Raw genomic sequence first — 22,437 nt, 5'->3', positions numbered from 1 at the left:
TGGCCAGCCCGACCTTGGTGAGACATCAAAACCATATCTCAACGAAAAAGCCCCGGTAAAAACCGGGGCTTTTGAGCATCTTGTCGTGAAATGCCTACATGCAGGCTTCCACGGCGCGTTTGGTCATGACCGACACAAGATGCGCCCGGTATTCCTTGCTGCCATGTAAATCAGCGATCATGTTGGCGGGGTTAATCCGAAGGTCCATCAAGGCGTCCGGGCGAAACTCCTTGTTCAGCGCCTGCTCGGCTTCGCTCCAACGGAAGACGCCATCCTCACTTGCCCCGGTCACCGCCACGCGCACGCCGTCCGTGAAACGGGCCAAATATACCCCAACAAGTGCAAACCGTGATGCTGGTTGCAGGAATTTTTGATAGCTTGCCGCCTGCGGAACCGGAAAGCGGATCGAGGTGATGATCTCTCCTTCATCCAGGGCTGTGGTGAACATGCCTTGAAAAAAGTCATCTGCCGCAATTTGACGCGCGTTGGTCACCACGGTTGCGCCCGATCCCAGCACACCCGCCGGATAACAGGCAGCGGGGTCATTGTTCGCAACCGAACCACCGATGGTTCCACGATTGCGCACTGCCGGGTCGCCAATTTGTCCAGCCAATGCCGCCAGCGCGGGATAAGATCCTGCAGCGTCGCGAGCAACGACAGCGTGAGGTGTTGCACCCCCAACAGAGACCGAGCCGTCATCATCAACGCAGACGCCTTGCATCTCGGCAATGCCGCTCACCGACACCAGTTTGGACGGAGCCGCCAATCGCTGTTTCAATGTCGGGATCAGGGTTTGCCCGCCTCCCAACGCCTGCGCATCCTCTGCTGCCAATGCTGCAACGGCGTCAGCAATGGTCGAGGGCTTCTCAAACTCGAAATTGTACATTTCGTTCTTCCTTTCCGAAAGGCGCTGATCCGCCCTTCATCTGGCTATAAATATCCCGGGGAGCGCGAGGGGCTGGCCCCTCGCACCCCAACCTCTCAACCATGCATCGCCGTCCAAACGCGTGACGGGCTCATCGGCATGTCGATATGATCAACGGCCCTTCCACCCGAGTTCAACGCATCCAGCACCGCATTGACCACCGCAGGCGGTGAGCCGATCGCTCCGGCCTCGCCGCAACCCTTCACGCCCAGCGGATTGTGCGTACAGGGCGTCTGGCTGGAATGATCCACGCCGTAGAACGGGACGTCATCGGCGCGTGGCATCGCGTAGTCCATGAAGGACGCGCTCAGCAATTGGCCGTTCTCATCATAGGCACAGTTCTCCAGCAAGGCCTGACCGATGCCCTGGCCGATACCGCCATGCACTTGTCCGTCAACGATCATTGGATTGACGATATTGCCAAAGTCATCCGCAGCCGTGAACTTCTCGATACTGACCTGACCTGTGTCTGGATCAACCTCGACCTCACAGGCATAAGCCCCTGCCGGGAAAGTAAAGTTGGCCGGGTCATAAAACGCGGTTTCCTCCAGTCCTGGTTCAACTTCCAGCGGATAGTTGTGCGGGACATAAGCCGTGAGGGTCACATCTCCCCAAGCTACAGACTTGTCGGTCCCCGCAACGCTGAACTGACCGTCCTTTAGTTCGATATCCGCCTCGGACGCTTCCAGCAAATGGGCTGCGATCTTTTTGGCCTTGTCGATCACCTTTTCGGTGGCCTTGACCATAGCCGAGCCGCAAACCGCCAGCGAGCGTGAGCCATAGGTGCCCATGCCAAACGGGATCTTCGAGGTATCCCCGTGCACAATCTCGACCATCGACTCATCGATACCGATCATGTCGGCCACGACCTGCGGGAAGGCTGTTTCATGGCCTTGCCCGTGGCTGTGTGCGCCAACCATCACACTGATCGAACCGGTGGCGTTCACCCGAACAGTTGCCGCATCATAAAGACCCGCCCGGGCTCCCAACATGCCAACGATATTCGAGGGCGCGATGCCGCAGGCCTCGATATAGCAGTTGACACCCAAGCCCCGCAGCTTGCCGTTGGCCTCGCTTTTTGCACGACGTGCGGCAAAGCCTGCCAGATCGGCAGCCGCCTCAAGCTTGTCCATTGTCCCGTTATAATCCCCGGTGTCGTAAGTCAGCGCCACCGGCGTGTCATAGGGGAACTGCGTGACAAAGTTCTGGCGACGCAGGGCGATTGGATCGACACCCAACTCGCGCGCGGCCTTGTCTATAACGCGCTCCAGCTGGAAGGTTGCTTCGGGTCGACCAGCACCGCGATAGGCATCCACGGGCACTGTATTTGTGAACATCGCCTTCACATTCACCTGAATGACCGGGGTCTTATAGTTGCCAGCCATCAGCGTCCCGTGCAGCCATGTCGGAACCGAGCTGGAGAAAGTCGACAGATAAGCGCCCAGATTGGCATAGGTGTTGGTCCGCAGGCCGATGAAGTTGTTATCAGCATCCAGAGCCAGCTCAATCGTGCTGACATGGTCACGACCCTGCGCATCCGACATGAACGCCTCGGACCGGCTGGCTGTCCACTTGACGGGCCGGTTGCAGGCCTTGGCGGCAAAGGTGCAGAACGCTTCTTCTGCGTAATGGAAAATCTTGGTGCCAAAACCACCGCCCACATCCGGGGCTACGACGCGGACTTTATGTTCCGGCAGACCCAGAACGAACGCGCACATCAACAAGCGGATGACATGCGGGTTCTGCGAAGTGGTATAGAGCGTATATTCATCCGTGCCCCGGCTGTACTCGGCCACAGCCACGCGCGGCTCCATCGGGTTGGCGACCAGCCGATTGTTCACCAGATCCAAAGTGGTGACATGCGCGGCATTGGCAAAGACGTCGTTCACCTTGGCGTCGTCGACCTCACCCAGCTGCCAGTCATAGCAGATGTTGTTTTTCAGATCGTCATGAACCAGCGTCGCGCCTTCCTGCGCCGCGGATTTCATGTCGATCACGGCGGGCAGTTCCTCGATATCCAGATCAATAGCCTCGGCCGCGTCACGGGCCTGTTCCAGGCTGTCAGCCACCACGGCGGCAATGGGATCGCCCACATGGCGCACCTTGCCCTGTGCCAGAATTGGGTGTGGTGGTTCCTGCATCGGCGCGCCGTGCTTGTCGGTCACTTCCCAGCCACAGGGCATTCCGCCCACGCCTTCAAAGTCTTTGCCGGTGAATACTCTGACCACACCGGGCATACCTTCGGCAGATGATGTATCTACAGAATTGATCCGACCATGCGCGATGTCGGACCGCAGGAAATATACGTAAGCCTGACCACGTACGTTGATGTCGTCGGTATAGTTGCCTGCTCCGGTCAGAAAGCGGACGTCCTCGCGTCGCTTGGAACTGGCTCCGATGCCACTGTCTTTGGGCATTGCTTGTTCTCCTCCCATAAACGGATGCTGCTGCACCCTTCACTTGTCCCACGGGCGCAACGTTTACGCCCGCAGCGGCATCATTCCGCGGCGATACTGCCGACGTCCTGACCTGAGGCGGCCATGATCGCCTTGACGATATTGTGGTAGCCTGTGCAGCGGCACAGGTTGCCTTCCAGATATTTCCGTATTTCGGCCTCAGACGGGCGTGGGTTGTCTTTCAGCAGCGCTGCGGCGCTCATCACCATACCCGGTGTACAGAACCCGCATTGAAGGCCGTGATGATCCTGAAAGGCTTGCTGGATCACGTTCAGCGAACCGTCCGCATTTGCCTGACCTTCGATGGTGCCAACATCAGCACCGTCGGCTTCGACCGCCAGCATATTGCACGACTTCACGGCCTGACCATTCACATGTACAACGCAGGCGCCGCACTGGGCCGTATCACAGCCGACATGCGTGCCCGTCAATGAAAGTTGCTCGCGCAGAAAGCCGGACAGTAATGTCCGGCCCTCGACCTCGCCGCTTACGGCCTTGCCGTTCACGGTCATGGAAATTTTCATGACTTTCTCCTCCCTGAGTTCCAACTGTTCAACCGCCCAATACGCGCTTGAACCAACCTTTTTTTGCTTCGTCGCCTTCACCCTCGGCAGAAGGTTCAGCTTGAACCTGATCCGAGGTTTCCGGATCGGGTGTTTTTTCGGGTTCGACCGCGTTCTGAAAATTTTCAAAGAACCGGCCGGCCATTTTTCTGGCGACGCCATCGATGACCCGGCTTCCCAGCTGGGCCAACTTGCCACCGACACGTGCGTCGACGGTATAGGTCAGCAGAGTACCTTCGGGCACATCAGACAAACTGACATCGGCCGCACCCTTGGCAAAACCCGCAGCCCCACCCTTACCTTCACCCGAGAGCTTCACGCTTTCAAGCGTTACGATATCAGAAAGGGTAACGGCCCCTTTGAAGGTCGCTTTTACGGGGCCGACTTTCTGCACCACCGTTGCTTCGAACCCGTCATCGACCGAGCCGGTCATTTCCTGACATCCCGGAACGCATTCTTTCAGAACCTCAGCCGACAGAAGCGCGTCCCAGACCTTGGATCGCGGCGCGGCAATGACGCGGCTGTCACTAAGCTCCATTTCTCTTCTCCAGGTGTTTTTTCTTACGCTACGTGGTGTTTTTCGCCCTGCCTATTAGACCTTGGGTGTAGGTGACGCCGAGCCGGTCTTATGTACGACTTTGGGCCAGTAGGCGCAGATTACTTTCGTTGTTAGGATTGGGTAAGCTGGGGACAATCTGATTGAAAAAAGGCAATACCAAATGCTTGCTGACTCCGTTGTAAGGTCTGGCTTCGAGAAAGTGCTGATCGTCGATGACCACCCCCTGTTTTGCGACGCGCTGTCGATGACCTTGCAAAGCGTGGCGCAGATCGGCGAAATCCATACCGCGGACCGACTGGAAGGCGCGATGGAACTTCTGTCAGGGGGGCTGAAACCGGACGCGGTCATGCTGGACCTCAACCTGCCGGATGTGGAGGGGCTGGACGGCCTTGTCCGTCTGAAGGCTGCTGCGAATGCCCCGGTTATTGTGGTGTCCTCGATGACGGATAATCGCGTTGTCAGTCAGGTGATTCAGGCGGGCGCATCGGGTTATGTACCCAAGCATAGCCAACGCGATGTGTTTCGCCTGGCATTCGAGACAGTGCATTCCGGCAAAGTTTTCGTGCCCGAAGGATGCGTTCTGATCAATGTTGAAGAGGATGAACACGCCGACGCGGTCAATCGGCTTGCGACGCTGACAAATCAGCAGGCCCGCATTCTGCAACTGATCTGTGAGGGCAAGCTGAACAAACAGATTGCCTATGACCTGTCCATTGCGGAACCCACGGTCAAAGCGCATGTCACGGCAATCATGCGGAAACTGGGTGTGCAAAGCCGGACGCAAGCCGTTCTGATTGCAAAGAAAGCTTCGTTTGCCAGCGTCTTGCAAGACCAAGGCTAAGCGTCATACTCTCACCACATCGTCGCGCTTTAGGGAGGAGGCTCGATGGACCAAGCAGTCGGGTGGGCGACAGCCCGGACCGGTGCGACAGGCATCGTCAAAACGGCTTTCGCGCGTTACGACACCGGGCAGGCGCTTGGGGTGCTCGTACGTCAATTCGGGGCTGAGCCACTTGCGCTGGTGATATTGTTCGTCAGTCCGAACGCGGACGCGGCTGCGGTCATTGCCAAAGCCGAGCAGGTGTTTGCGCCTACGCCGGTGGTTGGCTGCACCACCGCCGGAGAACTTGCGGATAGCGGTTATTGCGAAGATCAGATCGTCGCAATCGGCCTTCCGCAATCCCATTTCGACACGCGTACGGTCCTGGTTTCCGATCTGAACGATTTTGAGGCGGAAAGCATCATCAACGAGATGATCCACAACCGAAATGCCATGATGGTCACGGCGCCCGACTGGAACCATGAATTTACATTCCTGATGATCGACGGATTGTCGACCAAAGAGGATGCGTTGACCTCCGAGTTGGCCGTCGGCTTGGGGCCGGTGCCATTGTTTGGCGGATCGGCCGGTGATGGAACCCGGTTCGGGCGTACTTATGTGCTGCATCAGGGCAAAGCACTGAGCAATGCTGCCATACTGACTCAGGTTCGTACGCGGTGCCCGATCAAGGTGTTCAAAACTGATCATCTGGTTCCAACGACCCGGCGTATGGTCGTAACCAAGGCGGATCCGGCAAAACGCATCGTTGAGGAGATCAATGCCGAGCCCGCCGCCCGCGAGTACGCCCGTATCCTTGGCAAGGATCCGGAACAACTGACGACATTCACCTTTGCGGCGCACCCCGTTGTTGTGCAGATTGGTGGGCAGCATCACGTCCGCGCCATTCAGCAGGTGGCGGGCAACGGGGACCTTGTCTTTTTCTCGGCCATTGATGAAGGGCTTGTGCTGACGCTGGCCGAACCAAGGGACATGGTCGAGCACCTTGAGGAAGAAATCGGCCTTCTGACCGAGAAACGGCAACCCGACACAATTCTGGGTTGCGACTGCATTCTCCGCCGACTGGAAGCGCAGGAAAAGCAAAAGACTCGCGAAATCTCGGACATTCTGGCCCGCAACCACGTTGTCGGATTTTCAACCTACGGAGAGCAGTACAACTCAATCCATGTGAACCAAACTCTGACGGGTGTTGCGATTTATCCACCCGAGAAAGAGTAACGTATGATCGAGCATCTTACTGACCCGTCGGACTCGGTTGACCGCCAGAACGAGAAACTTCGCAAGATCGCCGAAGCGCTGATGCGTCGGGTAGAAGAATCCACCGATGCGTCAGGCGCAGCTTATGCGCAGTTTCAGCGTGCGGCCGTGCTTGAACAAGAGGTCCGCGCCCGGACGAATGATCTGGAACGTGCCCTTGAATTGCTGAACGATTCCAATGCCAGACTGGCACAGGCGAACAAGGACACCGAAGCCGCACGCGCGGATCTGGCCAATGCAATCGAAACGGTGCAAGAGGGGTTTGCCCTTTTCAATCGCGACGAAAAACTGGTGCTGTGTAACAGCCGTTTTGGTCTGCATATGCCCGACATTCAGGAGCGGCTGAGCCCGGGATTGAGCTTTGCCGAATATGTCGAACTGGTCAGCCGATCAGGGTTTCTGTCCCTGCCTGAAACAATGACACCGACAGACTGGGCCAAAAGCCGCCTGGATCGGCACACGGACGATCATGTGGTGTTCAACGTCCGGCTTGTTGGCAATCGGTGGTCACAAGTGTCCGAACACCGCACGCCGGATGGCGGCACTGTTATTCTGCAAACCGATGTGACCGATATCATGCGGATCGAACGGCAGGAGCGTGACCGGATACTGGATGACAAGGCCAGGCTGATCCGCGCAACGCTTGAACATATTGAACAGGGCGTTTGCATTTTTGACAACAAACACCGTCTGATCGGGTGGAACAACCGCGCCAGTGAGTTGCTGGCCATTCCAATCGCACAGTTTCAGACGGGAACCCGGTTTGAATCGCTGTCCAATCGCCTTGGCGCGAACATCAGGTTCCAGAAGGGGGTAACGGAAGCCGATCTTCTGAACTGGGTGACGCGGCAAACCTATCGCCGTCCTCTGCAGTTTCAGATGCACCGCGGAAGGTCAAAAATTCTTTCGGTGTTTGCGCAGGAAATGCCGGACCGGGGCTTTGTGATATCCTTCACCGATGTAACCGCAGAACGAAAGTCCGCTCAGGCCTTATACGAAGCCAAAGAGCTGTTGGAACAACGCGTAACATCTCGCACAATGGAACTGGCTGACGCGTTGAACGAGGCCGAGCGTGCAAATGCATCCAAGTCGCGATTCGTGGCAGCTGCCAGCCACGATCTGTTGCAACCTCTTTCTGCGGCAAAGCTTTATGTTGCATCGCTGGGCAGCGGCCTGGATAAAGACGACGCAAAGACCGTTGCAGGCAAGGCTGAAAGTGCGCTGAACAGCGTTGAACACATTCTGGAAGCGCTGCTGGATATCTCGAAGCTGGATTCAGGACGGGCCACCGCGCATTTGTCGACCATATCAGTGAGCACGCTGTTTTCGCAGATGGAAGACGCATTTCGCCCGGTGGCGCAGGCAAAAGGGCTTGAGCTGTCATTTGTTGACACGAACGCGCGTGTGACCAGCGACGCCAGCTATTTGCGTCGGATTTTGCAGAACCTGCTGTCGAACGCGATCAGGTATACCGAGACCGGAAAGGTTCTGGTCGGTGTGCGGCGTCGCAAAGGCGCAATTGCCTTGCAAGTCTGGGATACAGGTATCGGTATCGCGTTAGACCAAAGAGACATCGTCTTTCAGGAATTTCAGCGCCTGCATTCTGATGCCAGCGCGGCAGAGGGTATGGGATTGGGCCTTGCAATCGTGGAGCGCGCCTGTGGGCTGTTGCAACATCCAATCCAGCTGTTTTCCGAAGTAGGCAAAGGCACTGGATTCTCGGTCGAAGTGCCGTTGGCGCGGGAAGAGCAGACCACATCTAGCAGCGCCCCTGCGGCCCACGATCCGGGCTCCAAGGTACTTGGTAACACGGTCGTATTGTTGATTGAGAATGATGAAAACCTTCGTAGTGCACTGACCATGACCATCGAATCCTGGGGGGTCGAGGTTTTGGAGAGCGAAAGCGAAGACGAAGCAATCAATCTTCTTCGTGAAATTGACATTTTGCCCGATGCAATAGTTGCCGATTTTCAGTTGAACCACGATAGAACCGGTGTCGACGCCATACATGCCCTGACGAACGAATTTGGACCTCTGCCCGGCTGCGTTATTTCGGCCAACCGATCACCTGAACTGGCCAGGCGCTGCAAGCGCGCCAATCTGCCTTTGCTCTACAAACCGCTTGATGCGCAACTTTTGCGGTCAACGCTGGAGTCATCGATTGAACAACGCAACTGAGCAGCACTGGAAACGTGTATGTTTTCAGGCGATTTCTGTCTGTGGGTTGGCACCTGTTCGATGTAGCATCGACAAAACCTCTGCCTTCCAGCCGGCTTTGATCTGCAACGCTAGCTGGGACGGAGGCCGGTGGTTCGGTGACAGGATCGCATATTCATACCTCAACGGTTCACTGAAGGGCAAAAACACGACACGGTCGTTTGAAATGTTCAACTCCCGCTCGGTAACGACTGTCAACGGATCGACAATCGTGCAGCATTGGCCCGATCCGACAAAGGGGATAAGCGGCAGAAAATATTGGCAGGTCACGGTTGGTGTGTAATTCGCCGAGACCATCTGAAACGCTTGTCGCACTTTTTCCTGAAACGGATGCGTGTCATGCAGCCCGCCCATTGGAACTCCGTCAAGATCGGATATCGTAATGGCGCTTTCTTTCGCCAGAGGGTTGTCTCTGTCCAGCGCGCAAAAACAGTCGCCGCTTATGATCTCGGCTGAGAACTGTGGTTGCTTACCTGTCGGATGCTCAAAATCCGCAAACCCGAAATCGATGTTCTGAGTACCCGCCAGTTCCATAATCTGCGGAGAGCTGCGGGTTGAAAGTGTAATTTGTATATCGGGGTTTCCACCAACTGAACGGCTGATGAAATTCGGAAAGGCAAAAGTGGAAGGGCCTGGCATCGCTGCAATATTCAAACTACCGGAACTCCCTTTAAGAAGTCCGTGCATCGTATTGGAAATCTTAGATAATCTGTCCAGAATACCGGTGGTTTCTGACAATAGGTAGTGCGCTTCCGGTACTGGAATCAAACGGCGCCCTCTTCGTTCGAACAGGATCAGCCCCAAACTTTTTTCTAGGTTCTTGAGCGCAAGGCTGATGGCCGGCTGTGTCCGGTTCAGCTTTTTTGCGGTTTGAGAGATAGAGCCGCTTTCCATCACCTCACGAAAAACAGTCAATTGAGTAAGGTTCATTCCACATCCATAAGCCAAACTTCAGTTTAGTTAAATATAACAAATTTGTATTTATGGTAAATCTCCATAGGCTGATTGGATCAGAGTTCGGACAAACCGAATCCAATGATCCAAAACTGGGAGTTTACGATGAGACTGATGAAATGCCTGACAGGTCTGGCTTTGGCAGGCGCTATGGCCGCGCCTGCACTTGCACAGGACCCAACTTTTTTCCGTATTGGCACCGGTGGTGCAGGCGGCACTTATTTTCCGATTGGCGGAACCATCGCAAATGGGATCTCGGCCCCTCCGGGCTCGCGCCCCTGCGAAGAGGGTGGTCAGTGCGGCGTACCCGGCCTGATCGCGATTGCACAATCAACAACTGCGTCAGTCTTTAACAACGCGGCAGTGGAGAATGGCGAGCTTGAGGCCGGTCTGGCCGCCGCTGATGTCACCCGTTCGATGTATCTGGGCGAAGGCAAGTTCGAAGGCAAGCCGCATCCCAAGCTGCGCATTGTGGCAAACCTGTTCCCAGAGGATCTGCATCTGGTTCTGCCCGCAGGTCAGACCATTGGTGACCTGAGCGATCTCAAAGGCAAGCGCGTGGGTATCGCACAGGCGGGTTCAGGCACACAGGTGGCCGTGCTGCAGATGCTGGATGCATGGGGCGTGAACCGCGATAACATGGACGAAGCAGAGCTGAACAACAGTCAGAGCGCCGAGCGTCTGGCCGATGGGCAGCTGGACGCGTATTTCTACGCAGCTGGCTGGCCGGTCGCCGCTATGGTGCAGTTGTCATCGACCAAAGGTATGAACCTGCACTCGTTCAGTGACGAAGACCTTGCTAAGATCAACGAGATCATTCCGGCCTATATCCCTTCCGCCATACCGGGCGGTGTGTATGAAGGGATTGACACCGAAACCAAGACCCCAGCGGTCAGCGCTATGCTGGTTGTGTCGTCGGATCTGTCCGAAGAACTGGTCTATCAGCTGACCAAAGCACTGTGGAACGACAACACCCGAAAACTGCTGGACAACGGTCACGCCAAAGGCAAGCAGATCACAGCTGACACAGCTTTGGACGGAGTCGAAGCACTGGGTGTCCCCCTGCATCCTGGTGCAGAGAAGTTCTACAAAGAAGCAGGCCTTCTGCAGTAATCGAACCTCATTGAAGCCTGTCGTCGGTGCCCCTGTGCGGGGCACCGCACTCTCCTTACACGCGCAATCAGAGGGCCATCATGTCCGAGACCGAAACACGCGATGACCACGACCTGACAGCCGAAGAACTGGCAGCCATCGAAGAACAGTTCGACGAAGGCGCCGCAGTACGTCAGGTTACACCGAACACGGCCAAAGTTCTGCGGGTTGTTGCCCTGTTATTCGCGTCCTATGAATTCTTCACCGCAGGTTTCGGCTTGCCGGCGGACCACTGGCACATGGGCATTTATCTGGCCCTGTTGTTCATACTGGTTTACGCGACCATTCCGATTGTCGGGGCTAAAAACCTATATGCGCTCAAAATCAGCAGGTTTCGTATTGGGAACGTCCCGCTTTATGACCTGGTATTCATGGCATTTGGCATCGTTGCGGCGCTTTACGTTGGATTTGCCTGGCGCGGTATTCCCTTTCTCGGGATCGAGGAACAGACTTTTCGTATGGGTAATCCCAACAATTACGATGTCTTTCTTGGCGTGGTTATCATTCTGCTGGTACTTGACATCGCCCGTCGCACGCTGGGTTGGGTGCTGCCGCTGATTATCTGCGTATTCATCTCTTACGCTCTGCTTGGTCCTTATTTTCCCGGTTTGTTGCAGCATCCCGGTGTAAATTTCAAAACCTTCGTGTCGTCGATGTACTTTCCGCAGGAAGGCATCTATGGCGTCACGCTTTGGGTCGTTTCGACCATAGTCTTCCATTTCGTTTTGTTTGGTGTGATCGCGCAGCGCACCGGGTTGGGACAGTTGTTTATCGACAATGCCACCATTCTGGCGGGTCGCTATACAGGTGGCCCGGCCAAGGTATCGGTCGTTTCATCGGCATTCTTTGGAACGATCTCGGGGTCTTCAGTCGCCAACACGGTTTCAACCGGAGCGCTAACCATCCCGAACATGAAACGCCTGGGTTATCCGGGCCATTTCGCGGGCGGGGTCGAGGCCGCTTCCTCGGCGGGCGGCCAGATCACCCCGCCCATCATGGGAGCCGCGGCCTTTATCATGGCCGAGTTCCTGGAGGTGCCTTACACCACTATTGTCATTGCGGCGATCTTCCCGGCGCTTCTGCACTACGTGGGTGTCTTTGCAGTTGTGCATCTGATGGCGCGCAAGCTGAACCTGAAGGGTCTGACGAAAGAGCAATTACCGCAGCTTAAAGCTGTCTGGGCTGAAGGTTGGGCCAATATCGTGCCCCTGATTGGCCTGCTGGTGGTGCTGTTTACCGGTTACACGCCATTCATGTCGGCCTTTTGCGGCATATCGCTGGCGGTGATCGCGGGTATGTCGCGTATCAAGCAGCCACCAACGCTGATTTACGCGGCGGCGTTTCTGGCCTTTGTGTTGTGGAAATTCTCGGATGGCGGGTTCGACCTGACAATGACCGCGATACTCTGCGCGCTGTCTGTGACAGCCACACTGAACCCACAAAAACGTATCGAAGTGCCCGAGATGCTGGCTGCTGTCGAACTGGGCGTAAAATACTCGCTGGCGGTGGGTGCCGCTGCCGCCGCTGTCGGTATTGTTGTGGGTGTGATCAACACCACCGGTATCGGCTTTCGTATCGGATTTATGGTCACGCAAGGGGCAGGCAATCTGGCGGCGGATCTTTATAATATGATCTCGTTCGGCAGCTTCCAGCTGTTTGCAATCGAAGACCTGCAACTGTTCATCTCACTGATCTTCATCGCTGTCGTCTGCATCTTGATGGGGGCGGGTATTCCGACCACCGCGCTTTACATCATGCTGGTTTCTGTCGCGCAGCCCGCGCTGGCTCAGTTGGGTGTTCCGCCCATCGCAAGCCACCTGTTCGTGCTTTACTACGGTGTGGTATCCGAAATTACACCTCCGGTCTGTACCTCGGCTTATGCGGCAGCTGCGATCGCCAACTCAAATCCGTTCCGCACCGGGCTGTCCGCGTTTACGCTCGGGTTGGGCAAGGTGATAGCGCCGATGGCATTCGTCTATGCGCCGGTTTTGTTGTTCGTGTCTTCCACTGGGTTTGATTTTTGGGAATTCACATATACTGCGACAAGCTGCATAGCGGGGGTCATCGCTCTGTCCGCGGCGGTCGTCGGATATTGGCTGCAACCGCTCAACGTATTGTCTCGTATTCTGATTGCCTTTGCCGGGATCATCTTCGTGGCACCCACGTTAACGGCAGACCTGATCGCGCTGGCAGTGGCGTCACCCGTGATCGTTGCGCAGTTGATCGCCCGCACCCGAACTCAAGCAACGGCCTGACATGTCTGAACGTGTTACCATAATCGGCGCCGGGATCGTCGGCATCTGCTGCGCGCTGTCATTGCAGGAACGTGGCAAAACCGTGCGGTTGATTGACCGGGGAGAGCCCGGGCAGGAGACCTCATTCGGTAATGCTGGTGTCGTCTCGCCATGGTCAGTGATCCCCCAAGCGGTTCCCGGTATCTGGAAGGCAATCCCCCGGATGCTGCTGGACCCCAAAAGCGCCTTGTCCGTCAGGGCCTCGTTCTGGCCGAGGATGGTCCCTTGGGGCCTGAGGTTTTTGAAAGCATCTGATGAACGATCGGTCCGCCGAATCTCGAATGCGATGGAGCTTCTTTGCAGACCGTCGATAGAGTTGTATCGACGTCATTTGCAGAACACTGGTTATGAAGACCTGATTGTCGATTCCAACTACATCCATGCTTTCCGACACCCGAATCAAGCTGACCTGAAGGCGCTGGGATATCTGATCCGACAGGAGAAAGGTGGGCAACTCGAGAGGATCGACGGCCCAGAGTTGCGCCGAATTGAACCCGCTCTATCCGAGGATTTCGAAGCAGCGATCCTTATCAAAGGTCAGGCACGGATTACATCACCCGGTCAGATTGGCGCGGTTCTGGCTGAAAAAGCGCGCCAACAAGGCGCTGAGTTTATTCGGGCCGAAGTTCGAAAACTGAACCGTACCGACGAGGGGCGGTGGCATCTGACAACCCAGACCGATACGCTTCAGGCTGATACAGTCATATTGGCTGCAGGTGTGTGGTCTGCCGAGCTTTTGAAACCTTTGGGTCTGTCTGTGCCGCTGGCTGCTGAACGCGGGTACCATGTTCAGTTCCCCGCACCTTTGGCGAGCCTTCAGAATTCGGTCATGGATGTGGATGCCAAAGTGGTTGCCAGTTCGATGCAGGGCGGGCTGCGTGTGGCAGGCACCGCCGAGTTTGCGCGTGTAGATGCCCCGCCCGATCCACGAAAACAGGCGTTACTGACGCGACAAGCCAAGGCAATGATACCGGATCTTAATACCGCCGACACGCAATTCTGGATGGGGCGCCGCCCATCGTTTCCAGACAGCTTGCCTGCCATCGGGCCGATTGACGGACATCAGGGATTGTTCAGCGCTTTCGGTCATTCCCACTATGGCCTGATGATGGCGCCTAAAACCGGAGAGCTTGTGGCCGATCTGGTAGCTGGACAGCGTCTGAACATCAGTCTGGACCCATTTGCCTTGTCGCGGTTTTAAAACACGCGAAGCGACTTCTCGAGAAGGATCACAACGTCATGCCGATCTACCCAGGTGGACAGAATATCTGCGGGGCATCCATCGGAGTTTTGTGCCTGGAAAGCTATTTCCCCAAACCTCCGGGCCATATCAAAAACCCATCGAGTCTTCCGTTCCCGGTGCTGTATGAGATGATTGAAGGCGTCACAGTACCAAAGCTGCTGAACAACCCGACACCAGAGTTGCTGGAGCCCTTCATCAAAGGCGCGCAGAGGCTTGAATCCGAAGGTGTGCGGGCCATCACTGGCAGTTGCGGGTTTCTTGCATTGTTCCAGAAAGAGCTGGCCGAAGCCGTGTCCGTGCCCGTTTTTGCCTCAAGCCTGATTCAGGTGCCGCTGGCTTATTACATGACCGGTGCCAGTGCACCGGTAGGAGTGATAACCGCCGATTCCTCGGCGCTGACGCAACGCCATTTCGATGGGGTTGGGGCAGGAGATATCCCCGTAGCTGTGCAGGGTCTTGAGAACACGACCGAGTTCGCCGAAGTCATCCTGCGCAATACGCGCACCCGAATGGATACCGATCTGATTGAGGCTGAAGTTCTGAATGCTGTACGCAAACTGAAACGCGATACACCGGAAATCCGTTCGCTGGTACTGGAATGCACCGATCTACCGCCTTACGCGGCCTCAATTCAGAAGGAATTGAGCCTGCCGGTTTATGATCTGGTGACCTTGGCACATATGGCCCATTCGGTAAGCACGCGTAGCCCGTATCGCGGACTTATGCCGTGGGTTTGATGTGGACACTGCCTGGCGTGCTGACTTGATGAACAGCCAAACTGAAACGGCCTGACTGCGGAGTGAACCAAGGGTCTTCCCCTTGCCGAAACGGCTGGTTAAGAAGTTCTTCCACCGTCGCTTCAGGAGGCACCATTGGACCGTATCGCCCGCACTATCGCCACCGAGATTAAGGCACGTTCCGAGCAGGTCGGTGCCGCGATCAAGCTACTGGACGAAGGAGCAACCGTGCCTTTTGTCGCCCGATACCGGAAAGAAGCAACCGGAGGATTGGACGACACCCAATTGCGCCTGCTGTCTGAGCGGCTGACTTATCTGCGCGAGCTTGAAGCGCGGCGTGAAACCATTCTGAACTCGATCAAGGATCAGGGCAAACTGACCGACGATCTGAGTAAATCCATTGCGCGCGCGGAAACCAAAGCGCAGTTGGAAGACATTTATCTGCCGTATAAGCCAAAACGGCGCACCAAGGCGATGATTGCACGCGAAAATGGGCTTGAACCTTTGGTTGACGCTATTCTGGCGGACCGCAACTGCGACCCTGAAATATTAGCCGCGGCGTACCTCACCGAGGCGGTAACAACGACCCGGGATGCTTTGAACGGTGCGCGGGATATTTTGACCGAGCGGTTGACAGAAAACGCCGCTCTGCTGGGCGAATTGCGCAGTTTCATGCAGCACGAGGCTCTGCTCAGCGCAAAGGTCATAGAAGGCAAGGAAAAGGACGGCGCCAAGTTCAGTGACTACTTTGACCATTCCGAATTGTGGGCGGACGTGCCGTCACATCGGGCTTTGGCGATGTTGCGGGCATCCAAAGAGGGCATCGTCACGCTGGATATCGCGCCTGAACCGGAATTTGGTGCCGCGCGGGCCGAGACGATTGTCGCCGCCCATCTACAGACACGTGGCACTGGGCAGGCAGACGCATGGTTGCGCAAAGTCGCGGGCTGGACTTGGCGGGTGAAACTTTCGCTGTCCATGATGGTCGAACTGATGGCTGACCTGCGCAGCCGGGCGCAAGACGAAGCCATTCAGGTCTTCTCGCGAAACCTCAAGGATCTGCTGTTTGCCGCACCGGCAGGTGCCAAGGCGACCTTGGGTCTGGATCCGGGCATTCGTACGGGCGTAAAGGCTGCTGTTGTTGATGCGACCGGCAAGGTTGTCGCCACCGACACCTTGTACCCGTTTCAGCCGAAGAATGATCTGCGAGGTGCACAGGCCAGTATCCTCAATCTGATATCAGCTCATCGGATCGAACTGATCGCAATCGGGAACGGGACGGCCAGCCGTGAAACCGAAAGGTTGGTTGCAGACACTCTTGCACTTCTACCCAAGACGGTGAAAGCACCAACAAAAGTGGTGGTGTCAGAAGCTGGCGCTTCGGTTTATTCCGCATCTGAACTGGCTGCGCGCGAATTTCCTGATCTGGATGTCTCGCTACGTGGCGCGGTCTCGATTGCGCGCCGATTGCAGGACCCCTTGGCCGAGCTGGTTAAAATCGAACCGAAATCCATTGGTGTTGGCCAGTATCAGCATGATGTGGATCAGCATCGCCTGTCACAGTCGCTGGATTCCGCGATCGAGGATGTGGTGAATGCTGTCGGGGTTGATCTGAACACCGCATCTGCCCCTTTGCTGTCACGCGTGTCTGGTCTGGGTCCGGCGCAGGCCGAAGCGATTGTCACCCACCGTGACCTGAATGGGCCCTTCCTATCGCGGAAGGATTTGCTGTCCGTCGCCCGCCTTGGACCACGTGCGTTCGAACAATGCGCCGGTTTCCTGCGCATCAGGGACGGTTCAGAGCCTTTAGACGCGTCTTCAGTGCACCCCGAAGCCTATGACATTGCGCGCCGGGTCGTTGCCGCCTGCGGTCGCGATATCCGTCACATCATGGGCCATGATGGCGCGTTAAAGGGGTTGCGGGCGGAACAATTCGTAACTCAGGATTTCGGCCTGCCGACGGTTCGGGACATCTTTGCCGAACTTGAAAAGCCCGGACGCGACCCCAGACCCAGTTTTGTCTCCGCATCTTTCACCGATGGCATCGAAGAAATCACCGATCTGAAACCCGGAATGGTTTTGGAAGGCACAGTCACCAACGTCGCCGCTTTCGGCGCTTTTGTGGATATCGGCGTGCATCAGGATGGGCTGGTTCATGTCAGCCAGCTGGCGGACCGGTTTGTCAAAGATCCGCATGACGTGGTTAAAACCGGGCAGGTGGTTAAAGTACGTGTCGTCGATGTTGATGTCGCGAGAAAGCGCATTGGGTTGACCATGCGAAAACAAGGGGGTGGAGGAAACCGTCGCGGCGGATGAAGTGAACTGTGCTTCGGGACCCGTGTTTGATAGCGTCAGCTTAGTGCCTTGCACGTGTTCCAATCCATGATTACGACTAGGTTGGCAGGAATGAAGGTGTTGTTGGCACCCCGGAAAAAATGGGCTGAACGATCTTTTCTTCCATGGAGATTTGCAAAGACCGGGGTTTGTAGCGGTTGGCTGGCTCGTAGTCTTGGGTAATGTCTTAAACTCAACCTTGTACCAGAGCGGATCAGTAAACCTTAGGAACTTCACCTTTTCGCAAACCAGAGGATATGCATGACACATGTCGTGACACTGAATGCCGGATCGTCTTCGATGAAGTTCGGCCTGTTCGAACTGACAGAAGACGATCCAGTCATGGTGTGCACCGGTGTGGTCGAACGGATCGGCGAGCCAGAACCAATCGTCAAGGCGCGGTCATCTGGCGGTGGAGTTCTGGCGAATGGCACGGCAGGTGATATTCACGATCACGCTGCTGCACTGGACTGGGTACTGAACCTGTTGTCACGGGCCTTCCCCAGTTGCGAGGTCACCGCGGTTGGGCATCGTATTGTTCACGGTGGACCTGAGATCGATACGCCTTTGCCGTTGACCGCCGCTGCTTTGGAGGAGTTGGACAAGCTCTCTCCGTATGCACCTCTGCACCAGCCGCACAACCTGGCTGGCGTCAAGGCAGCTATGGAACGTTTTCCAAATGCTGCCCAGATTGCCTGTTTCGACACAGCCTTTCATCGCAACCACCCTTGGGAGAACGACGTATTCGCCCTGCCGCGCGAGTATTACGACAAAGGCGTCCGACGCTATGGTTTTCACGGGCTTAGTTATGAATACATCTCAGACCATTTGGCCAAAACCGCGCCGCTTTTGCACGCGGGGCGGGTTGTGGTTGCGCATCTGGGCAACGGTGCGTCGATGTGTGCCATGATCGGGGGGCGATCCGTCGGTTCGACCATGGGGTTTTCGTCGTTGGACGGGCTGCCGATGGGATCCCGTTGCGGTCAGCTTGATCCCGGTGTTTTGTTGTATCTGATGGATCAGGAAGGGTTGAGCGCCTCCGAGATTTCCGACCTTCTGTTTCGCAAATCAGGGTTGCTGGGTCTTTCGGGACTTTCAAGCGACATGCGCACTCTTGAAAAAGCAGATACCCGCGAAAGCCGACAGGCCATCAGCTATTTCACGTTCCGCATCCGCCGCGAACTTGGGGCAATGGCAGCAATATTGGGCGGTATTGATGCCTTGATCTTCACAGGTGGTATCGGAGAAAACTCGCGCCTTGTACGCGACAGGGTATGTTCCGGAATGGGGTGGCTGGGGATTGAACTGGATCCCGATGCCAACGCGGACAATGATCGGATCATCTCGACAGACCTGTCCCGAGTGGTCGCCATGGTTATCCCGACAAATGAAGAGCTGGTTATTGCCCGTGCGGCCGCCGATCTGTTGGCAAATCGGTCCCATCGGAAAAGCGCTTAACCCGGCTGATACGTCCAGCGATACGAGGGTGGGGTAGGCCCTTTGTTGCGACCACCTTGCTGCATCTGCTCCCAGGCATGTGCCAGAATACCTACTGATCGGGACAGGCAGAAAAGGCCGCGCGCCAATGGTGGCGCAAACCCAAGCTCGGCATAAATAACTGCGGTTGCGCCATCGATGTTCATCGGGACGGGTTTACCCTTACGCCGCGCAAGTTCTGCCTCGATTTGCTGCGCAATTCGCATGAATTGCCCATCGCAAGCACGGGTTTTCACCGCTTCGGCGACCAAATCCATCAGGCGCGGCGCGCGGGGGTCTGTGGGCGTGTGAAACCTGTGTCCAAAACCCGGAAGTATCTTTCCGTGGCTTTCGATCCACGCATCGATTGCCTGCGCCAAAGTGCCAGGGTAATGGCCCATAAAGTGGTAGAGTTCCACGGCCTGCTCGCCAGCCCCTCCATGAATGTCGCCCAACATGTTCACAGCGCTCGCCATCGCGTTGTTGAGAGGCAGGCCACAGGTAACCGCCATGCGCGCGGTTGCAATCGACGGTGCCTGAGGACCGTGGTCGACTGCCGCGACCAGCGCGGCTTCGAACAATTGGGCCTGCGCTTTTGATGGGCGGTCGCCGCGTACCATGAACCAGATCATCTCCGCAAAACCAAGGCGTCCGATCAGGTTTTGAATCGGCTCCCCGCGCAGGTCTATCCGGCCAGGTTCCATATCGATGATGGATGTTGCCCACCAATCTGACACATCGCTCATATGATCCCCTCTCTGCTCAGCGCGTCGACTTCCGCGTCGGTCAATCCGATTTCGGACCACACCGCCTTGTTGTCGGCCCCAAGTTTTGGTGGCGCGATTTGCGGCATTCGCCGGGCGCCATTCATTACGACGGGACTGCCTGCAAGTTGCATTTGTTCGCCGTGAACCAACAAAGAGCCAATCAGACCGCGATCGGAAAGTTGCGGGTCTGCAAGGGCCTCGGGCACGGTCAGAACTTGTCCTGTCGGTACCCCCAATGCGTTTAATTCACTCACCCACTCGGCCGCGGCCTTCGTCTTTAGGGTGCGTTCCAGTTCTGTACGTAAGGCGTGGCGGTTTGTTTTGCGATCTTCACGCGTTGCGTAGTCGGGGTTGTTCAGCAGGTCATCCCGCCCGAGACAGCGGGCAAGTGCCTGCCATTGCTCGTCCCGATTGGCCGCGATGTTGATCGGGTTGTCCCGCGTGGCAAATGTACCTGAGGGGGCCGAGGTTGTGTTCTCATTCCCATGCGCTCCGGGCGTTACGCCACCCACCAGATAATTTGAAACAACCCAACCCATCGTCGAAATCACGGCTTCGGACATCGCAACATCCAGATAGGTGCCGCGTGGGTTGGCGTTCAATGCCGCCGCGACTGCAAAGGCGGCCGTCATCCCCCCGACCGTGTCCGCCAACGGATAACCGACGCGATACGGTGCCGTGTCGGGGGCTCCGGTGATTGACATCACGCCGCTGATACCCTGCACAATCTGGTCATAAGCCGGATCGCCGCGCCGGGGGCCATCCTGCCCGAACCCGCTGATGGCGCAATAGATCAGGTTGGGATTGGAGTTGCGCAAAATTTCATACCCTAGACCAAGACGATCCATTACTCCGGGCCGGAAGTTTTCCACCAGAACATCAGCTGACTGGACAAGGCGTTTCAACAGCGCCTTGCCCTTTTCCGATTTCATGTCCAGCGTGACAGACTTTTTCCCGGCATTCTGCGCCAGAAAACTGATCCCCATCCCCGCCTTGTTTCTAGCGGGATCGGCACCCAGAACGCGAGCAAGGTCGCCACCATCGGGGCGCTCGACCTTGATCACGTCGGCACCCATCAATGCCAGTTGGTAGCAACAATACGGACCCGCGAGGACATTGGTCAGATCGAGAACCCGTATTCCCGCCAGCGGGTCAGTCACCTTCGGCAACCCCTTCCGCCCGGGCCTGTGCACGGCGCGCGCGGTAGCTGGGTAGTAGCACCAGAAGCGCCGCAATAACCAACAGACCCAGCGTCATCGGGCGTTCCCAGATAAAGGCGATACCATCGTACAACTGCATGGACCGTGAGAAGTTGTCTTCCATCATACCGCCGAGGATGAAACCGATCAGCAGTGGTGCCAGTGGGTAATCAGCAAATTTCAACGCCGTTGCGCATACCCCAAAACCCACCAGTATCAGCAGTTCGGTTGCATTGTTCTGCCCGATATAGGCCCCCATCAGAGTAAAGAACAAAATAAAGGGGATCAGATAGTTGCGCGGCACCGAGAGTACTTTGGCTATGTAGGGGATCAGCGGCAGATTCAGGATCAGAAGCACCAGGTTGCCAATGAACATGGACATGATGACCGCCCAAAAGATCTGCGGGTCGTCCAGCATAAGGCGTGGGCCCGGTGTCACATTCAGAGCAATCAATGCCCCAAGCAGGATTGCCGTCGTTCCCGATCCGGGAATGCCCAGGGTCAGCAGCGGCACGAATGAGCCTGTACAGGCGGCGTTGTTCGCCGTTTCAGGCGCGGCCAGCCCTTTGATCGACCCTTTGCCGAATTCGTCCTGCTCGGCTTTTGGGGCGATGTTACGCTCAACCGCGTAGCCCAGAAAGCTGGCAATCGTTGCGCCCGCACCCGGCAGAACGCCGATGAAAAACCCCTGTATAGACTGGCGGCCAATCACTGGTGCAATGGCTTTGGCTTCCTCCCTGCTTATGCGCAGGTCCTTGATTTCGCCTTCTTCCCCCTTAAGGTCCTTGGGTTTGAGGACAAGAAACAGCGCCTCGGGTAACGCGAACATGGCCATTGCAAGTGTGATAAAGCCAAAGCCCGACTGCAAATCCATGATGCCCATGGTGAAACGAGGCATATTGAACAGTACGCCTTCGCCAACAGTGGCCATGATCAATCCAAGGATTGTCATTATGATAGCCTTGGCAACCTGACCTGTTCCCGCAAAGGCGGCAATGGCCGACAAGCCGACAACCATCAGCGCGAAATACTCGGCTGAATGGAAAAGCAACGCGACAGAAGACAGGGCAGGGGCGAAGATCATCAAAAGCAACGCGCCGAACGTGCCACCTGCAAAGCTCGCGATTGCGGCAATGGTCAGGGCTTTGCCCGCTTTGCCCTGACGTGCCATCGGGTAGCCGTCAAAGCTGGAGGCGACGGTACCCGCGACCCCCGGCGCATTCAGCAGAATAGAAGAGGTCGAACCACCAAAAATGGCGCCATAATACACGCCGGCCAGCAGGATCAGCGCAGCGGACGGGTCGCCCATGGAAATAGCTACCGGGATCATGATGGCGATGATCGACATCGGGCCCAGACCCGGCAGCATTCCGATGAATGTGCCAATCAGACAGCCCGCCACGACCATCAGCAGATTTTGCAGTGAGAATGCCGTTTGCAGGCCTATCAGAAGTCCTTCAAGCATG

17 protein-coding genes are annotated in these 22,437 nt (G+C 56.4%); 9 read left to right on the top strand and 8 right to left on the bottom strand.

The window, feature by feature from the left end; all coding sequences use genetic code 11:
- Positions 1-94 precede the first annotated feature (94 nt).
- The 4 genes from ACR3E2_RS17625 to ACR3E2_RS17610 form a co-directional block, all read right to left on the bottom strand.
- The gene (locus tag ACR3E2_RS17625; protein WP_480484329.1) at positions 95-886 is read right to left on the bottom strand and encodes an FAD binding domain-containing protein; all 792 of its coding nucleotides are present in this window, start codon (positions 884-886) and stop codon (positions 95-97) included.
- Positions 887-981: 95 nt separating this feature from the next.
- A complete protein-coding gene (locus ACR3E2_RS17620; RefSeq protein ID WP_480484330.1) occupies positions 982-3,342 on the bottom strand; it encodes a xanthine dehydrogenase family protein molybdopterin-binding subunit in 2,361 nt (786 codons plus the stop codon).
- Between the two features lie 80 nt (positions 3,343-3,422).
- Complete coding sequence (locus ACR3E2_RS17615; RefSeq protein WP_209507073.1) at positions 3,423-3,905, bottom strand: (2Fe-2S)-binding protein; 483 nt, start codon at positions 3,903-3,905, stop codon at positions 3,423-3,425.
- 28 nt (positions 3,906-3,933) lie between these two features.
- On the bottom strand, positions 3,934-4,482 hold the full coding sequence (locus ACR3E2_RS17610) for an SRPBCC family protein (RefSeq protein ID WP_480484331.1): 549 nt from the start codon (positions 4,480-4,482) through the stop codon (positions 3,934-3,936).
- Positions 4,483-4,663: 181 nt separating this feature from the next.
- On the opposite strand from ACR3E2_RS17610, the gene ACR3E2_RS17605 reads away from it, so the two are divergent.
- From ACR3E2_RS17605 to ACR3E2_RS17595, 3 genes are read left to right on the top strand one after another with little or no spacing between them, the layout of a single operon-like run.
- Positions 4,664-5,344, top strand: a complete 681-nt coding sequence (locus ACR3E2_RS17605) for a response regulator (RefSeq protein ID WP_480484332.1) — start codon at positions 4,664-4,666, stop codon at positions 5,342-5,344.
- Between the two features lie 45 nt (positions 5,345-5,389).
- Positions 5,390-6,559 carry an FIST N-terminal domain-containing protein gene (locus tag ACR3E2_RS17600; RefSeq protein ID WP_480484333.1) on the top strand — a complete coding sequence of 390 codons (1,170 nt, stop codon included), beginning with the start codon at positions 5,390-5,392 and terminating at the stop codon, positions 6,557-6,559.
- Between the two features lie 3 nt (positions 6,560-6,562).
- Positions 6,563-8,776, top strand: coding sequence for a hybrid sensor histidine kinase/response regulator (locus ACR3E2_RS17595; RefSeq protein ID WP_480484334.1), 2,214 nt, complete (start codon positions 6,563-6,565; stop codon positions 8,774-8,776).
- 24 nt (positions 8,777-8,800) lie between these two features.
- On the opposite strand, the gene ACR3E2_RS17590 is transcribed toward ACR3E2_RS17595, so the two are convergent.
- Positions 8,801-9,745 carry a LysR family transcriptional regulator gene (locus ACR3E2_RS17590; RefSeq protein WP_480484335.1) on the bottom strand — a complete coding sequence of 315 codons (945 nt, stop codon included), beginning with the start codon at positions 9,743-9,745 and terminating at the stop codon, positions 8,801-8,803.
- Between the two features lie 129 nt (positions 9,746-9,874).
- Here ACR3E2_RS17590 and ACR3E2_RS17585 point away from each other — a divergent pair, with 129 nt between their 5' ends.
- From ACR3E2_RS17585 to ACR3E2_RS17560, 6 genes are all read left to right on the top strand, one after another.
- The gene (locus ACR3E2_RS17585) at positions 9,875-10,882 is read left to right on the top strand and encodes a TAXI family TRAP transporter solute-binding subunit (protein WP_480484336.1); all 1,008 of its coding nucleotides are present in this window, start codon (positions 9,875-9,877) and stop codon (positions 10,880-10,882) included.
- Between the two features lie 80 nt (positions 10,883-10,962).
- Positions 10,963-13,176: a TRAP transporter permease gene (locus ACR3E2_RS17580; RefSeq protein WP_480484337.1), complete on the top strand. Its 2,214-nt coding sequence runs from the start codon at positions 10,963-10,965 to the stop codon at positions 13,174-13,176.
- Between the two features lies 1 nt (position 13,177).
- The gene (locus tag ACR3E2_RS17575; RefSeq protein WP_480484338.1) at positions 13,178-14,416 is read left to right on the top strand and encodes an NAD(P)/FAD-dependent oxidoreductase; all 1,239 of its coding nucleotides are present in this window, start codon (positions 13,178-13,180) and stop codon (positions 14,414-14,416) included.
- Positions 14,417-14,454: 38 nt separating this feature from the next.
- A complete protein-coding gene (locus tag ACR3E2_RS17570; RefSeq protein ID WP_480484339.1) occupies positions 14,455-15,195 on the top strand; it encodes an aspartate/glutamate racemase family protein in 741 nt (246 codons plus the stop codon).
- A gap of 135 nt (positions 15,196-15,330) precedes the next feature.
- Entirely contained in the window at positions 15,331-17,511 is a 2,181-nt protein-coding gene (locus ACR3E2_RS17565; RefSeq protein ID WP_480484340.1) for a Tex family protein, read from the top strand.
- Positions 17,512-17,790: 279 nt separating this feature from the next.
- Positions 17,791-18,987 (top strand): acetate/propionate family kinase, encoded by a 1,197-nt coding sequence (locus ACR3E2_RS17560; protein WP_480484341.1) that lies wholly within the window; start codon positions 17,791-17,793, stop codon positions 18,985-18,987.
- Here ACR3E2_RS17560 and ACR3E2_RS17555 read toward each other — a convergent pair.
- Genes ACR3E2_RS17555 through ACR3E2_RS17545 form a run of 3 tightly spaced genes read right to left on the bottom strand, consistent with a single transcriptional unit; the run spans position 18,984 to position 22,436 of the window.
- On the bottom strand, positions 18,984-19,751 hold the full coding sequence (locus tag ACR3E2_RS17555) for a citryl-CoA lyase (protein WP_480484342.1): 768 nt from the start codon (positions 19,749-19,751) through the stop codon (positions 18,984-18,986). The two genes, ACR3E2_RS17560 and ACR3E2_RS17555, sit on opposite strands and share 4 nt — an antisense overlap.
- Positions 19,748-20,932, bottom strand: a complete 1,185-nt coding sequence (locus ACR3E2_RS17550; RefSeq protein WP_480484343.1) for a CaiB/BaiF CoA transferase family protein — start codon at positions 20,930-20,932, stop codon at positions 19,748-19,750. Before ACR3E2_RS17550 ends, ACR3E2_RS17555 begins: the two co-directional genes overlap by 4 nt.
- Positions 20,925-22,436, bottom strand: a complete 1,512-nt coding sequence (locus tag ACR3E2_RS17545) for a tripartite tricarboxylate transporter permease (protein ID WP_480484344.1) — start codon at positions 22,434-22,436, stop codon at positions 20,925-20,927. Before ACR3E2_RS17545 ends, ACR3E2_RS17550 begins: the two co-directional genes overlap by 8 nt.
- Position 22,437: the final 1 nt, after the last annotated feature.

Source organism: Ruegeria sp. AL7 (assembly GCF_056536105.1).
The sequence above is the reverse complement of the archived record's forward strand: the minus strand, read 5'-3'. Positions and strand labels throughout refer to the sequence as shown.

Bases quoted from the DNA above. Each gene is read 5' to 3' on its own strand.
- ACR3E2_RS17625 (WP_480484329.1), bottom strand. From the start codon at position 886: ATGTACAATTTCGAGTTTGAGAAGCCCTCGACCATTGCTGACGCCGTT.
- ACR3E2_RS17620 (WP_480484330.1), bottom strand. From the start codon at position 3,342: ATGCCCAAAGACAGTGGCATCGGAGCCAGTTCCAAGCGACGCGAGGAC.
- ACR3E2_RS17615 (WP_209507073.1), bottom strand. From the start codon at position 3,905: ATGAAAATTTCCATGACCGTGAACGGCAAGGCCGTAAGCGGCGAGGTC.
- ACR3E2_RS17610 (WP_480484331.1), bottom strand. From the start codon at position 4,482: ATGGAGCTTAGTGACAGCCGCGTCATTGCCGCGCCGCGATCCAAGGTC.
- ACR3E2_RS17605 (WP_480484332.1), top strand. From the start codon at position 4,664: ATGCTTGCTGACTCCGTTGTAAGGTCTGGCTTCGAGAAAGTGCTGATC.
- ACR3E2_RS17600 (WP_480484333.1), top strand. From the start codon at position 5,390: ATGGACCAAGCAGTCGGGTGGGCGACAGCCCGGACCGGTGCGACAGGC.
- ACR3E2_RS17595 (WP_480484334.1), top strand. From the start codon at position 6,563: ATGATCGAGCATCTTACTGACCCGTCGGACTCGGTTGACCGCCAGAAC.
- ACR3E2_RS17590 (WP_480484335.1), bottom strand. From the start codon at position 9,745: ATGAACCTTACTCAATTGACTGTTTTTCGTGAGGTGATGGAAAGCGGC.
- ACR3E2_RS17585 (WP_480484336.1), top strand. From the start codon at position 9,875: ATGAGACTGATGAAATGCCTGACAGGTCTGGCTTTGGCAGGCGCTATG.
- ACR3E2_RS17580 (WP_480484337.1), top strand. From the start codon at position 10,963: ATGTCCGAGACCGAAACACGCGATGACCACGACCTGACAGCCGAAGAA.
- ACR3E2_RS17575 (WP_480484338.1), top strand. From the start codon at position 13,178: ATGTCTGAACGTGTTACCATAATCGGCGCCGGGATCGTCGGCATCTGC.
- ACR3E2_RS17570 (WP_480484339.1), top strand. From the start codon at position 14,455: ATGCCGATCTACCCAGGTGGACAGAATATCTGCGGGGCATCCATCGGA.
- ACR3E2_RS17560 (WP_480484341.1), top strand. From the start codon at position 17,791: ATGACACATGTCGTGACACTGAATGCCGGATCGTCTTCGATGAAGTTC.
- ACR3E2_RS17555 (WP_480484342.1), bottom strand. From the start codon at position 19,751: ATGAGCGATGTGTCAGATTGGTGGGCAACATCCATCATCGATATGGAA.
- ACR3E2_RS17545 (WP_480484344.1), bottom strand. From the start codon at position 22,436: ATGCTTGAAGGACTTCTGATAGGCCTGCAAACGGCATTCTCACTGCAA.